Here is a 13,826-nt window from a genome sequence, read left to right as displayed (position 1 = left end):
AAAACTGAGGTAATTATTACAGAGGCAGGCAAAAAGGTTTGGGAAGCAGAGTTAAGTTCTTCTTTAGATGAACTTAAAAGTTTGACTTACAAAGTTTATCATGAAAGAGATATCTCAGCTCCACCTGCCAGTGGTTCCTCTTTTTATTCTGGGATGGTGGTCATACCTTGCAGTATGGGGACTTTAGGGGCTATTGCTCATGGAGTTTCAAGAAATCTACTTCAAAGGGCAGCTGACGTGATGTTAAAGGAGAGAAAGCCTTTAGTTTTAGTGGTCAGAGAAACCCCTCTAAACTTTATTCACATAAGAAACATGGAAGCTTGTCTTAAGGCAGGAGCTGTTATTTTTCCAGCCATGCCCTCGTTTTATCAAAGACCTAAGACTTTAGAGGATCTGGTAGACTTTTTTGTAAAAAGGCTTCTCGTGTTTCTTGGTTTTAACCCCCAAGGTTTTAAGAGCTGGGAAGAAATCTGCGAAGAATAAGGGTAATAGCCATTAAGACCAAGACCAAAAAACCTGTTAGCCCAAGTATATGACCTGTTTTTACAAAAAGAGAAGGGTGGTATAACGGTTTTATACTGTTGGTAAGGACAACCTCTTTTTCAAGAGGGGTTTTAATCAGGACTTTTCCTGTTGGGTCTATTACCCCTGTGATACCAGAGTTTGCTACCTGAATGGTAAACCTTCTTGATTCTACCGCACGTAGTATTGCCATCTGAAAATGTTGGTAAGGGGCTGACGTTTGACCAAACCAGGCATCGTTGGTGGCAATAAAAACCAACTGTGTATTTTCCTTTAGTCTTTGTCTTAAAATCTCACCAAAAGCACTTTCAAAGCATATAAGAGGAGTTACCTTGATAAACCCGGTATCTAAAGGTACATAAAGGTTTTTAGAAAATCCTGGTCTAATTACATCGGTTACCACTGAAAAATTTTTTAAAAAGGGAAAATACTCTACCAAGGGGACATACTCTCCAAAAGGCACCAGCTTTACTTTATCATAAAAGTCTACAAAATCTTTTCCATCCCATACCATAAGGCTGTTGTAAGCCATCGGTTTTCCTTCGGTATAGCTTAACCTAAAGGTACCAAAAACTATGCGAGGGGTTAGGTTAAAAATTTTTCCTTCAACCCCGATGTCTGTTAACAGCCGAAGAAGCTCAACAGTATGTTTGGTCTCATAGGGAAAGTAAAAGTTGAAAGCGGTTTCTGGAAACAATATCAGTTCTGGTCTTTCTTTAACGACCTTTAAAGCTAATTTTCTATAAACCTGAAAGGAGGTCTCCAATTGCTTTGCCTCTTTTATCTCTTGAGGAATGTTCCCTTGAAGTAAGGCTACTCTAATTTCTTTTGTTTCTTTTTTAAGTACTTTTTCCCAATAAGTTTTTAAGTAAAAACCAGAAATCATGATTAAAATGGTTGTTAGACAAAATATCCACGTGTGTAAACCTAAGAAAGTTTTCAAGTAACCTTGATTTTCTGAGAGTTTTTTGAACAACAAAAACAAAAAATAGTTGGTAAAAACCAGAAAAAAGCTTAAAAACCAAACCCCTCCTATTTCAGCTAACTGCAAAACTAAAGAAATGTTAGTAGCTATATAACCTATTTGTCCCCAAGGAAAACCTGTAAAAAGATTAGCTCTAAGCCATTCTATACCAACCCAGGCAAGGCTTAATAACCATCCCTTTGTTAGAGTAGGGCTGTCAAAAAGATGACATCGATAAGCTATGGTTAAACCTAAGGCATAATAGAGTGCAAGGTAAGAACACATAAGAAAAAGCAAAAAGATGGAAAAAAACAAGTTTAACTCACCGTATCTGGTTAGGGTATATACTATCCAGTAAACCAGAGTAGCAAAATGAGAAAGCCCAAACAGAAAACCATATAATAAAGATTGAATTGAATTTTTAGCTTGGGTTAACGCCCAGAAAAGTGGAATTAAACCTAAAAACCCAAATACCCATAAGTTCCATTTAGGAAAGGCTAAGGTGAGAAGAATTCCAGAAAGGATAGGTAAAAAAAGATTAAGGTTGAACAAGTTTTTCATCCTTTTTTCGGACCTTTAAAAGTTCTATTTTCTTTCCGTCAGATTTTATGATTTCAGCCTCTAAAAAAGGAAGGAAAACCCTTTCCCCTGAGGTTGGAATACGTTTAAGATGATATATGATAAGTCCTGAGATGGTTTCAAAATCTCCTTTAGGTAAGGTTATCCCTAAACAATTTTCTATCTCTCTGACCTTAAACGTGCCTGGCACCAACAACCATCCTTGAGGGTCTGGAGCCGGACAGCAAGGGGTGCTTTTAATAATCTCGTATAAGATGTCTTTTAACCTGATCATTCCAGTAAGTTCTGAAAGTTGATCTACCACAAAAGCTACGTCTGTCTGTTTTTCTAACATCTTTTCCATAGCCTGCATAAGAGAAATGTTTTCAGGAATGATAAGAGGTTTTTTGACTATCCAGTCTTGCCACATAAACACCTTTTGAGTAACCCCTCTTAACAAATCTCTGATAGCTACATACCCTACCAAATTGTCTAAGTGGTTTTGATATACCGGATAAAAAGAAAAGGGATGACGAGAGATGATGTTTAAGACTTCCTCCCAGGAATAATTAAGGTCAAAACCTACTAAATCTTGTCTGTTGATGGTTATTTCTCTTACCTCTACGGCTTTTAAATTGATAAGGTTTAAGATAAGTCGTTCTTCAAACTCAGAAACTACTTTTTCTTCTTTGTAGTCTTCCAGAACCTCTCTTATATCCTCTTCTATCTCAGATATCTCAGAAGGTTTAGAGGAAATGCGAAAAAGTTTTTTGAAAAACTCTGACAGATAGTCTATACCCATAGGCTAAAAAGGTTTTTGTTGTTCCAGCCAAGAAACGTAACTTTTTACTGCCTCCTCAAGAGTATACATTGGTTTATTATAACCTACTTTTTTCAATTTGGTAATGTCTGCCTGGGTAAAATACTGATATTGTTTTCTCAGGTTTTCTGGCATGTCTATGTATTCTATGTTTACAGGAAGGTTAAGAGCAGAAAAAACAGCTGTCACTAAATCCTTAAAAGACCGAGCCTGTCCGGTACCCACGTTAAATATCCCTTTTATTTCTGGATGCTCTAAAAAGAAAAGGGTAGCCTCTACCGCATCTTTTACATAGATAAAATCACGTAGCTGACCTCCGTCTGGATATTCAGGCCGATAAGACCTAAAAAGTCTTACCTTGCCTTCTCTTTTGATTTGTTCATAAGCCTTTAACACCACACTTCTCATCTCTCCTTTGTGAAATTCTTTTTCTCCAAAGACGTTAAAATACTTTAGACCAACAACCTTTTTCGTAAGACCATGGTGATAAACCCACAGGTCAAACAGTTGTTTCGAAAACCCGTAAGGATTTAAAGGTTTTAGCCGAGGAATAAGGGTTTCATCATCAGAAAATCCTAAGGATCCATCCCCATAGGTAGCTGCAGAAGAGGCATAAATAAAGGTTATTCCATGTTCTAAACAAAAAACAGCCAATTTTTTAGAATATAGATAGTTATTTTTGTAAAGATAGTCTAAATCTTTTACCGTGGTGTCACTACACGCACCTAAATGTATGATAGCCTCCACCTCTGAGAAATGATTCTTCTCTATACAATCTAAGAAATCGTCTTTTTGAAGATAGTCTAAAAATTTAAGCCCTAAAAGGTTTTTCCATTTAGGGCCTTCTTTTAAATGATCTACTATTAAAATTCGGTCTTCGCCTCTCTGGTTTAAGGCTTCTACTAAGTTAGCCCCTATAAAGCCTGCTCCACCGGTGACTATAATACGAGGTTTTTTCATCATTAGCCCCAAAAGTTTATAAAAATCAACGTTAAGATACCAGAAATTAAAGTTATTGCAAGCACTGGAAGTATTACAGCTTTGATAAACTGTCCTTCTTCTTTTCCTTTAACCCCTATGGTAGCAGCAGCGTTGGTGATTTTTGCTGGGGTTATGGCTGAAGCAATACCACCCCCTACAGAATGAGCAGCATAAACCCACATAAAAGCCCCTGCTCCTACGGTAGAAAGGGTAGCTTCCCATTGGATTTTAGCAAAAAGAACGTTAGAGGCAGTGGCACTTCCTCCTACAAAAGTTCCTAAAACCCCTAAGAAAGGAGCAGAGATAGGATATAAACTACCTAAGGTGTTAGCTAGAAAAATAGCTATTATTCGGTCCATGTTATAGTCTTTAAAATAGGGTGTAGGAACGAGTTTTCCATTTACCACCTCCATCGCAGACCAGGCCATTATATAAGCTACGGCAAAAAACAATGAATAGGCTAAAAAAGGACCCCAAGACCGTTGAACCCAAAGAGAAAAGGTTTTTTTTAGTTGCTCTGATGAAGGTTTAAGAATACAGATGGAAAGAATACAGACTACCATTATCCAAAACCAAACGTTACTAAGTATGTTTAAATCTTCCTTTTTGTCTGCAAAAATAGGTATCACCTCGAGATTCCCTAATAACGAGGAAAGCTTAGTTTTAACCGGTGCAAGATTTACTATAAAAGAAAAAAGTATCAAAAGAAGAAAAGGAGAGGCGGATTTTAAGATACTTGAGCTAAACCTTACCCTTTCTTCTTGGTTTGAGCCATATACGTTTTTCACCCTATAGTAAAAATAAACAAAGACCATGGTAGCTAAGCCTGAAATTACCCCTATTATTTCTACAGGGAAAATCCTTGTATAGGCACAAAAGAGGGCAGAGAGAGAAAGAACAAGTCCAGATAAAACTCCAGGTAAAAGGTTTTTTCTTATAGCCTCATAGCCTCCTACGGTGTAAAGCATAAGGAAGGCAAAGAAAGGAGAAATGATAGGTAAAAATAACGAAATTTTAAAGGTAAAATCCCAGATAAATTCATCCAATCCACTAATACCAGGAGGATTAATCCCAAAAGAAAGGGCTACCTTGGCAGGCAAGGTAATAGGGATAGAAAACAGGGCAAAAGAGGTTAGGGGGTCATAACAAAGGATGCTGATGGCTATGGCAGCAACCGGAGAAAACCCCAAGATCCTAAAGATGGGAGGAAACATCGCAGGAGTAACCATCCCAAGAGCAGTACTGAGCGAACCAAATCCCATCCCTAAAAAAAGAACCTGTTCTTCTTTGGTTTTTACAATACCCTTGATATAATCTATGAGGTTTTTAAGGTCTCCTGTTTCTCTCATCAAAAAAATCAAAAACATCGTAAAAAGCACTGCCAGGGTTATACCTAACGCTTTAATTATTCCCATGTAAGTAGCCCCTAAAGCTACTGAAAGAGGGGTTTTAAAATAAGTCACCGCTACCAACACTGCAAGCACCCACCCAACGATAGAAACAAAAGTCCCAGAACGGTGAAAGAAAACCATACCCAAAAAGACCACCAGAAGAGGAAAAACCGCCAAAAAAACTTCCATAGTTAACCCTCCTACTGTTTTATGTTAACAAAATAACAAGTAAAGTTTTATTAGCATTTTTTGTTAAAAAATCAACCTTAAAAAGATTTTTTAACAAATCATCCTATTTTCTAAATTAAAAAGGCTTGAAAAAGATGGTCAAACACTTATTTTTAATATAAAAAACAGAATTTTAAAAAGAGGTCTAAAATGGAGAAAATGCAAGAAAAAAAAGAAAATGTTTATGGAATTGGGGAACCAGATTTAAAGTCTATTTATAAGGGAGGGGAAGCTCTTAAGAAAGCTCCTAAACTTTATGGAGTGTCTACAGGGATAGAAGGGCTTGACCCACTTTTTTATGTGGTGGTTTCAGAAAACGGAAGATTAGTTAAAAAACAGTTAGGTGGTATACCTGCTTATTCAGTTTTTAACATCACCGGGGTATCTGACACAGGAAAGTCTTTGATGGTTGAGCAATTTGCCATAAAACAGGCCTCCAAAGGAGAAAGGGTAGCCTTTATCACAGTAGAAACTCCTGCCAACTTTTTAGCGGCTTCTTTAGAGCTTCGAGCTAATGCCATGGGTTTTAACTTTAAAGATTTTGAAGACAACCTTATCATCATAGACGCTGCTTCTTCAACCAAGCTTAGAGAGAGTTTGCCTGACCTTTTGGCTACCTTAGCTTATGTTATTCAACATTATAAAGCTAATTTTACGATCATAGACTCAGTAACTGGTCTTTTTGAAACCAAGGAAATGCTTGCAAGAAATATAGTAAGAAGACTTTATAATTTTATGAAAAAATGGTACCAAACAGCCCTTTTTGTGTCTCAAAAAAGAAGCGGGCATGAGGAGTTGACCGCTGAGGCGGCTGGAGGTTATGCCGTTGGCCATATCGTTGATGGTACGATGGTTTTAGCCAAAGAACTTATCGATTCAAGCTTTAAGGCAAAAATGTATAAAAAAGAAATCGGAGAAATAGTAAGGCTTTTTAGGATTGATGGATGCAGGATGTGCGGACACGACACCAAAACCCGTTTTTTAGAAATTACCGAAACCGGCTTAGTAGTGATAAAAGAACCTATTTCTCAAAAATAAAAAGGAGGTGAAAACCTATGGTTATTCAAATAACCAGCCCTACAGTTTCTGAGGCAGAGTTAGAACATTTGGTTAGTAGAGTGTTTTTTAAAGCTATTGATTTATTAGGTGGGCTTAGTAAGCTTGCTGAATTTAGAACCCTTACCTGGTTGCCATCTTTAGCCAGGGCTGCTTTTGTGGTGGTTTTAAAAGAAGAGTATGTAAAAACCGATGAAGAGATAGCAGAAAAGGTAGGTTTAACTAAAAACACCGTTAGAAACATCCTGAGGGCAGACCCAGAGCTTGCCTTGCAAAAGATTAAAGCTCTTGAAGAACTGGTAAACGAGGAAATGAAAGAGTTAAAAGTGCATACCGCAGGAGGTATCGCCAAGTTAGCCTACAAAGAAATCAAACAAGGACATGACGCGCAGACCTTGCTTCACTACTGTTCTGTGGTAGCCGAAGACATAGCCAAAACCTTAGAAATTCCCTGGGCTTATTTAGTCCTTAAAAAATCTAAAGGATTGAAATATCCTGTAGAATCCTCAGAGGCTTTAAAAGAAAAATTCACCGGTCTTTCGATAAAAGGGATTTCTTTAGAGGAAATCATTACTCATATTCAATATCCTATAAAAACCCCAGCTCAGTTATTAAAGGAAATAAAGGATTATTTGACCCTACAAAAAGCACAGGAAAAAGATTAAGAAAAACCTTGTAAAAGCTATTGACAAAACCTATAAACAGGTTATTTTATATCCGATTTGGTTCTTTGAACGTGGGGCCGTAGCTCAGAGGGAGAGCGCGTGAATGGCATTCACGAGGTCGTGGGTTCAAGTCCCACCGGCTCCACCATTACTTTTTTATAAATTTCATCAACCATTTTTTCTAAACCAGACCAACCTAACTCTTTTACTTCTTCTCTTAGGTAGATAAGGGCCTGAGGAATAAACTTTAGAAAATACTTTTTCCCTTTAAACAAACTTAAGTTGGCATACGCCCCAAGGGCTTGCAGGTGCCTTTGTATCCTTAGATAGATTAAGCTATCTAAAAACGGTTGTTGTTCAAAATAGGGGTCTAATTTTTTACGTTTCTCTATGTAATAACCTAAAAGTTCCTCCCTAAGATGTTTTTCAAGCTGATAATAGGGGTCCCATAACAAAGAAGCTATGTCATATCCCGGAGGTCCAATCCTTGCTCCCTGGTAGTCTATAAGGTAAGGAGTCCCGTTTTTTATCATTATGTTTTGACATTGTAAATCTCGATGTATCAAGTTTTTAGGGAAACTATCAGATATCCTTGCCAATTGTTCAAACTCTTGTTTTAAAATTTCCTCATCTGAAATCTTCAAAAAAGAATCCAAAAACTTCTCTTTAAAATAGTGCGTTTCCCATCTAAAATGCTCATAATCAAATTTTCTAAATTTATTTATTACAGCATGATCTACAGGAATAATATGTAATTTTACCACCTCGTCAACCACTTTTTGATACATCTCTTTTATCAGAGTTAAGTTTTTTTTTCCTTTTAACCAGTTATACAAAGAAAGATCCCCCAGGTCTTCAAAAAAGACCTCTCCTTTTTCTTGGGAAACTTGTAAGATATTAGGAATCTTTATCCCTCTTTCCTCAAAAAACTTTTGATACTCTACCGTCCTAAAAAAATCTTCGTTTAGTCTTTCAACCTTCATCTTAACCAAACCGTTTATCCTGTAAAACTTCCGATCAGAGCCCCCATAACCTATCAGACAACCTTCTTCTGAGTGAGGTAAAAACTGTTCTCGTGGGACTTGGATAAAGAAATCTTTACCTAAAATTCCGTCTTTAAACCTGCCAGAAACTATACCCCCTGGCGAAATTACCGCTACGTTTTCTAAAAAAGTCCCTTTTTCAAGTTGAGAGGCTATTTCAACAGATACATAGCCTTGAAATTCTACCCCATCTGTAGCAACCTCTGGACACACGTATAGATTTTCTCCTTGGGTTTTTAAAAGATAGATCAAGGTCTTCAGGTATGAGGCAGGGGTTCCTATGTCAAACCAGGCTCCTTTTAGCTCATAGGTATAGATAGGATAACCTTTTTTTAACGCCTCAACCCAACCCTCTAAAACCGTAGAAGGACCTTCAGGGAGAAAGTTTAAAAACTCAGGACTATAAACAGCTATACCAGTAAAACCGGTTTTTTTACAACATCGTTCTGGAACATAAAGTGGGTCTACCCCCAAAAATTTCCCTTCTTCATCCACAAAAATTTTATTTGCAAAGGGGTTAGGTTTAACCACCAACGTGGCTAAAGCTCCTTTTTCTAAATGAAATTTTAGCACCTCTCTCAAGTCTATCTCTGCAAAAATATCCCCGTTATAAACCACAAAAAATGAATCTCTTAAAAAAGGTTCTGCCTTTTTTATCCCTCCTCCTGTTCCTAAAATCTGTTCTTCTAGGGAGAAGAAAAATTTTTCTTTATAAGCACAGCTCTTAGCCCAGGCTAAAATTTTTTCTGGTCTATGATGAAGGTTTATCCCTATGGCTGCAGGGTTTATTTGGCTCAGGTTTTTAAGAACATACTCTATGATAGGGCTACCTAACAAAGGAACAAGAGGTTTGGGAATTTCTTCGGTAAGAGGGCGAAGTCTTGTTCCTAACCCAGCTGCAAGAATAAAGGCTTTAACTTTCATCTATGATTTTAATAAAAGACGAGCAGGATAGTAGTCTCCATGTCCTGGGAAAATCATAAGTCCTCTGCCTTGATTTTTAAGCTTCTCATCAAGGTCCTTAGAAAGTCTATGCAAAAGTTCCATCTCCTTTCTAAAAAGGGCAGAGTTAGCGTTGGTGCTTGTCATCAAAAACTTAGGTATGTTTAGCACCTTTTTTTCTTCTTCTGTAAGGCTTGGCACATAAAGGAGATAGTCTGCGGTAAAAAGAAGGCCAAATTCTTCACAAAGAAAAAATACCTGTCCAGGAATGTGCCCTCCTAAGCTTTCTAAGACTTTAAACCTTAAATTTCCTATCTCAAAGCAGTCAATTACAGGAAAACCATAGAGTGTTTCATCCGTTTTTTTACTGTTAAAAACCTTGGGGAACCTGGGAAACTTGGTTTTGGTAAAATAGTTTACTAAGATGGTAAAATAATGATTAAGTTCAGAAAGAGGGGTAGCAACACCATAAACCCGGTTTTCATTTTTCATCACGTTTATTGCATCTTTGTGACACCAAACCTCAGTTTGAAATTCTTCCTCAAAATAACCAGTAAGACCTACATGGTCTGCATCCGCATGTGAAAGATAGATTTTTTTGATCTTTTCAGGATTTATCCCTTGGCTTTGAAGCATGGTTTTGATGTCTTGATAATATACCCCATAGCACGTATCTATCAGGTAATATTCGCCGTTTAGCTGAAACAAATAAAGATTTCCCCCGGTAGGAGGTTTAAAAGTGTGTAAAATAACCTCTCCAAAAGGAATACTTGGTAACTTTTTAAAAAAGAAGTTTGGTCCCACTTTGGTTCTTGAATAAATGGCAAAATTTAAGATGTTGCTAAAAACTTCTCCGGCTTCTAAGTTTTTCCCTGCCTCTTTATTAAAATTAACTAAATTTTCCGAAAGGTATTTAGATGTTTCTACTAATTTTTTGATTTCTGCTACTTCGTCTTCTGGAAGGAGTTTTTTCAGGTTAAAATAAAAACGTTCCAGAAGGTTTAGGCCCAAAAGCCTGGTGGTTTCCTCTTCTTTTCCTGAATATTCTAAACTATAATGATAACCTGCCTGATTCAGGGAGTATAAAAGCTCGTTTGCCTTTTGTTTCTCTGGCAAGTAAAAAGCGATAACAGCCTTGTTTTCAGAAAGGTATTCATCAAAACTCATAAACACAACGTTTGCCTGGTATTCTTGTAAAAGCTTACCAATCTTGGCTAAGGTACCTGGTTTGTGTTCTACAAAAACAGCTAATTTAAACACACCCTCAGGTTCGGTTATGTCAAAGTTTTCTTGGTAGGTTTCTTCAAACCACCCTTTTTCTGATAAACTTTGTCTGACCTTTTCCCAGCCAGAAAGATCCTGAAATTTTCCTTCTATGATGACCCTGTTAGGATGTTCTGACCGGTTGTAGTAAAAATATACGATGTTAACCTGGTTTTGTCCAAAAAGGTCGGCAAGAGTAGCAAGAGAACCTGGCTTATCTGGTACAAATACCTTAATCTTTACCAAAAACTTTTGTTCTTTGATATCTTTATAAACCTCGAAATCTTTAGAAAAAAGGTTATCCATCATAACTTTTTCTCAAACCAGAAATAGCAAATAGAAACATCGGGGCGACAGGATTTGAACCTGCGACTCCCGGCTCCCGAAGCCGGTGCTCTACCAAGCTGAGCTACGCCCCGAGATTTTGGTAGTAAATTTAATTTAATTAAAAACCTTTTAACAAATTTTTCAAGACTGTCTGTTAATAAAACCACCTGCAACAAACATTAACCTACAAAACTTAATTAGACTTAACAAGATTAAGTTTTTATATTAAAATTATAAAAAATAACGCTTTAAAAAGGAGATCCTATGCCTTACATAGATTGGGATCACACCTGGGAGATAGGGATAGAAAGCATCGATAATCAACACAAGATGCTTGTCAATCTCATAAACAAATTGTACGAAAACATAGTTTTTAAACCAGAAATTTCTAAAGATGAGCTTTTATACACTTTTCAAGAATTATACGATTATGCTCGATATCATTTTGAAACTGAAGAAGCTTTTATGAAGGCTCATGCTTACCCTAAACTTGAACTACATAAAAAATCACATCAAACCTTTGTAGAAAAACTTGATGAACTTTATCAGAAATTGGAAGGAGAAAACCAAGAGAATCTAAAAGAGTTAGGTTTATCTATATTTAATTTTCTAAAAAATTGGCTTTTTTCTCATATCATAACCTTAGACAAAGAGATAGAAGTTTATTTAAAGGGGGTCTCTACTGAAATTCCGGTAGAGGTAAATCTTTATAAACTATATGGATTTTTATCTAAAAATGAATCTTTAGAAAAATTGGCTCAATTTATAAAACAAGGAGAAGCAAAGATTATTTCTTTTATGCTTTTTGACATAGATGATTTTTATTTTATAAACCTTAGATATGGTTTTGATGTGGGAGATTTGGTTTTGGAAGATTTTGCTAAGCACCTTTATAGAAACTTAAAAGAAGATCAGGTTTGGCTGGCTAAGTTTGAAGGAGATAGGTTTGGGATTCTTTTGACAGACGATAAAAATTTTTTAAAGACTTTTTCCACCATTAAAAAGGTGTTTCAAGTCACAGAAAAATACCAGTTTACCCTTATAAAAAATCAAAAGGTTGAGATAATAAGGTTTAACATCTCTTTAGGACTGGTCGTTTATCCTAAACATGGTAATGATCCCAAAGATCTTTTAATCAAAGCAGAAATTGCTGTTAAAAAAGCTAAAGAAGAGGGGAAAAATCGATGGGTTATGTTTTCTGAGGAAGACTACGTGGAAATAAAAAAGCTTGACAGGATCAAAAATCTTTTAGATGAAGCTTTAGAAAAAGAACTTGTTTTTCCCTTTATTCAACCTATATTTTCCGCTAAAACTCAAGAGGTTATAGGAGGAGAAGTCCTTCTTAGGGTTTTCTGTGAAGAAGAAAAAAGGTTCATTTCTGCAGGAGAATTTATTAAGTTTGCCTTAAAATCAAACTATTTAGACAGGTTAGAAGAGGTTATGTTTAAAAAACTTAAAGATCATCCAGACCTCTATAAGTTTAAAAATTATATGATTTTTATCAATCGTTCTATCACCTCTTTTGAGAAGTTTGAAAGGTTAATCTATGAAATGGAACAATTGATAGGTCTTGTTCAAAAATTTAAGGTTAAACTGGTTTTAGAGGTGACCGAAGCCTCACTTATAGATTTCATAGACCTTGTGTTTTTTATAAAAGAAAAGGCCAAACAAAACAACATTCTTTTAGCCATAGATGACTTTGGAGCTGGACATGCCTCTTTTGGATATCTTTTAAAGTTTAAGCCTGATTTTATAAAAATCGACGGAGATTTTGTTAAAGCCTCCTTTCATTCTGAAGATAACTTAAAGGTATTAAAGGGTATAATAAAACTGGCAAGGGATTTGAAAATTAAAACCATAGCAGAATTTGTAGAAAATAAAGAGATAATGGACATGCTGGTAAGAGCTAAGGTAGACTATTTACAAGGATATTATCTGGCTAAACCGATGAGCATAGAAGATTTTGTAAAGAGTTATTTAACCAAGTAGCTCTTTTATGTTTTTAACCAAAAGCTGATTTTGTTCAGGAAGTCCTATGGTAATCCTTAATGAGTTTGGAAACCCATAAGGTTTAAGAGGTCTTAAAAGAAGCCCTCTTCTTAACAGCCCTTGATATAGGTTTTCACAAACACTACCAAAATCAACCATGATAAAATTGGCTTGGGAAGGATATACTTTAAAACCAAGAGAAGAAAGTTCCTGGGTTAGATATCTTCTACCTTCTTTTACGATTTTTAGGCTTTTTTTGAGGTAAGCCTGATCTTCTAAGGCAATCAGCCCAGCTTTATAGGCAAAAAGATTAAGGTTAAAAGGTTGTCTCAAACTGTCTAAAAGCTGAGCTAAACTTTTTTCAGCCATACCATATCCTAACCTTAATCCTGCAAGACCGTAAGCCTTAGAAAAGGTTCTCAACACTAAAACGTTAAAACCATTTTTCAAAAACTCTATACCTAAGGGAATTTCAGGGTCTTCTATGAACTCTCCGTAGGCTTCATCTATTACCACCAGGATATTCTCAGGAAGGTTTTTAAAAAAAATGCCCCAATCTTTTCTGTCTAAGACACTACCTGTGGGGTTGTTTGGGTGGTCTAAAAACACCACTTTGGTTTTGTTAGACAAATTTCTTAACAAACCTGGTATATCGTGCTTAAGTTTGTTATCAAGAGGGACAACCTTGACCTTAGCCCCATAAATTTGAGCGAACTTTTCATACATCAAAAAACTGGGTTGACTTACCAGGACTTCATCGCCTGGATTTATTAACGCCTTAAAAACAAGTTCGATCACCTCATTAGAACCATTTCCAAGGATAAAGTTTTCTGGTGATAGCCCCCACTTTTTAGCAAGGGCTCTTTTTAGTTCTATATAACTTGCCTCTGGATATAGATTAACAGTTTTAGCCAATTCTTTTATGACTTTTACCACCTTGCGAGAAGGTCCAAGAGGATTTTCGTTGGAGTTAAATTTGTAAACCGGACCTTCTATCCCAAGCTCTCTTTTTATTTCATCTACCGTCTTTCCAGGAGGGTAGGGAGTTAGCTTTTTCAGATAAGGCTTAAAATCCAT

The 13,826-nt window shown here is 36.3% G+C and carries 12 protein-coding genes and 2 tRNA genes; 6 read left to right on the top strand and 8 right to left on the bottom strand.

The window, feature by feature from the left end; translation table 11 throughout:
• The coding region (locus tag H529_RS09990) for a UbiX family flavin prenyltransferase (protein WP_022855181.1) at nt 1-483 on the top strand (483 nt) is incomplete at its 5' end.
• Here the strand turns inward: H529_RS09990 and lnt are convergent.
• From lnt to H529_RS0103520, 4 genes are read right to left on the bottom strand one after another with little or no spacing between them, the layout of a single operon-like run.
• Nucleotides 452-2,047: an apolipoprotein N-acyltransferase gene (gene lnt, locus H529_RS0103535; RefSeq protein WP_022855180.1), complete on the bottom strand. Its 1,596-nt coding sequence runs from the start codon at nt 2,045-2,047 to the stop codon at nt 452-454. The genes H529_RS09990 and lnt overlap by 32 nt on opposite strands.
• Nucleotides 2,025-2,846 carry a transporter associated domain-containing protein gene (locus H529_RS0103530; RefSeq protein WP_022855179.1) on the bottom strand — a complete coding sequence of 274 codons (822 nt, stop codon included), beginning with the start codon at nt 2,844-2,846 and terminating at the stop codon, nt 2,025-2,027. Before H529_RS0103530 ends, lnt begins: the two co-directional genes overlap by 23 nt.
• 3 nt (nt 2,847-2,849) lie before the next feature.
• On the bottom strand, nt 2,850-3,824 hold the full coding sequence (gene rfaD, locus H529_RS0103525) for an ADP-glyceromanno-heptose 6-epimerase (RefSeq protein WP_022855178.1): 975 nt from the start codon (nt 3,822-3,824) through the stop codon (nt 2,850-2,852).
• 2 nt (nt 3,825-3,826) lie between these two features.
• Nucleotides 3,827-5,425 (bottom strand): L-lactate permease, encoded by a 1,599-nt coding sequence (locus H529_RS0103520; RefSeq protein WP_022855177.1) that lies wholly within the window; start codon nt 5,423-5,425, stop codon nt 3,827-3,829.
• Between the two features lie 198 nt (nt 5,426-5,623).
• Between H529_RS0103520 and H529_RS0103515 the strand changes: the two genes are divergently transcribed.
• The 3 genes from H529_RS0103515 to H529_RS0103505 all read left to right on the top strand — a co-directional run bounded on the left by H529_RS0103515 (nt 5,624) and on the right by H529_RS0103505 (nt 7,333).
• Entirely contained in the window at nt 5,624-6,502 is an 879-nt protein-coding gene (locus H529_RS0103515) for a KaiC domain-containing protein (protein ID WP_028843030.1), read from the top strand.
• A 17-nt stretch (nt 6,503-6,519) separates the two neighbouring features.
• Complete coding sequence (locus tag H529_RS0103510) at nt 6,520-7,185, top strand: bacterio-opsin activator HTH domain-containing protein (protein ID WP_022855175.1); 666 nt, start codon at nt 6,520-6,522, stop codon at nt 7,183-7,185.
• A 73-nt stretch (nt 7,186-7,258) separates the two neighbouring features.
• Nucleotides 7,259-7,333, top strand: a tRNA-Ala gene (locus tag H529_RS0103505).
• Here H529_RS0103505 and H529_RS12150 read toward each other — a convergent pair.
• A complete protein-coding gene (locus tag H529_RS12150; protein ID WP_422821900.1) occupies nt 7,296-9,086 on the bottom strand; it encodes a phosphotransferase in 1,791 nt (596 codons plus the stop codon). The genes H529_RS0103505 and H529_RS12150 overlap by 38 nt on opposite strands.
• Here H529_RS12150 and H529_RS11970 point away from each other — a divergent pair.
• Entirely contained in the window at nt 9,001-9,183 is a 183-nt protein-coding gene (locus H529_RS11970; RefSeq protein ID WP_028843029.1) for a hypothetical protein, read from the top strand. The genes H529_RS12150 and H529_RS11970 overlap by 86 nt on opposite strands.
• Here H529_RS11970 and H529_RS0103495 read toward each other — a convergent pair.
• Entirely contained in the window at nt 9,153-10,739 is a 1,587-nt protein-coding gene (locus H529_RS0103495) for an MBL fold metallo-hydrolase (protein ID WP_022855174.1), read from the bottom strand. The two genes, H529_RS11970 and H529_RS0103495, sit on opposite strands and share 31 nt — an antisense overlap.
• 39 nt (nt 10,740-10,778) lie before the next feature.
• Nucleotides 10,779-10,852, bottom strand: a tRNA-Pro gene (locus tag H529_RS0103490).
• A 172-nt stretch (nt 10,853-11,024) separates the two neighbouring features.
• Here H529_RS0103490 and H529_RS0103485 point away from each other — a divergent pair.
• Complete coding sequence (locus tag H529_RS0103485; protein ID WP_022855173.1) at nt 11,025-12,749, top strand: bacteriohemerythrin; 1,725 nt, start codon at nt 11,025-11,027, stop codon at nt 12,747-12,749.
• Here H529_RS0103485 and hisC read toward each other — a convergent pair.
• Nucleotides 12,738-13,826, bottom strand: coding sequence for a histidinol-phosphate transaminase (gene hisC, locus H529_RS0103480; protein WP_022855172.1), 1,089 nt, complete (start codon nt 13,824-13,826; stop codon nt 12,738-12,740). The two genes, H529_RS0103485 and hisC, sit on opposite strands and share 12 nt — an antisense overlap.

This window comes from Thermodesulfobacterium thermophilum DSM 1276 (assembly GCF_000421605.1).
Lineage (GTDB): Bacteria > Desulfobacterota > Thermodesulfobacteria > Thermodesulfobacteriales > Thermodesulfobacteriaceae > Thermodesulfobacterium > Thermodesulfobacterium thermophilum.
Note: the sequence above shows the minus strand (reverse complement) of the source record. Positions and strands in the feature narration are given on the sequence as shown.

Coding starts and splice junctions, on each gene's coding strand:
- H529_RS0103530 (WP_022855179.1), bottom strand. CDS start 2,846: ATGGGTATAGACTATCTGTCAGAGTTTTTCAAAAAACTTTTTCGCATT.
- H529_RS0103510 (WP_022855175.1), top strand. CDS start 6,520: ATGGTTATTCAAATAACCAGCCCTACAGTTTCTGAGGCAGAGTTAGAA.
- H529_RS11970 (WP_028843029.1), top strand. CDS start 9,001: ATGGCTGCAGGGTTTATTTGGCTCAGGTTTTTAAGAACATACTCTATG.
- H529_RS0103495 (WP_022855174.1), bottom strand. CDS start 10,739: ATGGATAACCTTTTTTCTAAAGATTTCGAGGTTTATAAAGATATCAAA.
- H529_RS0103485 (WP_022855173.1), top strand. CDS start 11,025: ATGCCTTACATAGATTGGGATCACACCTGGGAGATAGGGATAGAAAGC.
- H529_RS0103520 (WP_022855177.1), bottom strand. CDS start 5,425: ATGGAAGTTTTTTTGGCGGTTTTTCCTCTTCTGGTGGTCTTTTTGGGT.
- H529_RS0103515 (WP_028843030.1), top strand. CDS start 5,624: ATGCAAGAAAAAAAAGAAAATGTTTATGGAATTGGGGAACCAGATTTA.
- rfaD (WP_022855178.1), bottom strand. CDS start 3,824: ATGAAAAAACCTCGTATTATAGTCACCGGTGGAGCAGGCTTTATAGGG.
- lnt (WP_022855180.1), bottom strand. CDS start 2,047: ATGAAAAACTTGTTCAACCTTAATCTTTTTTTACCTATCCTTTCTGGA.
- hisC (WP_022855172.1), bottom strand. CDS start 13,826: ATGGATTTTAAGCCTTATCTGAAAAAGCTAACTCCCTACCCTCCTGGA.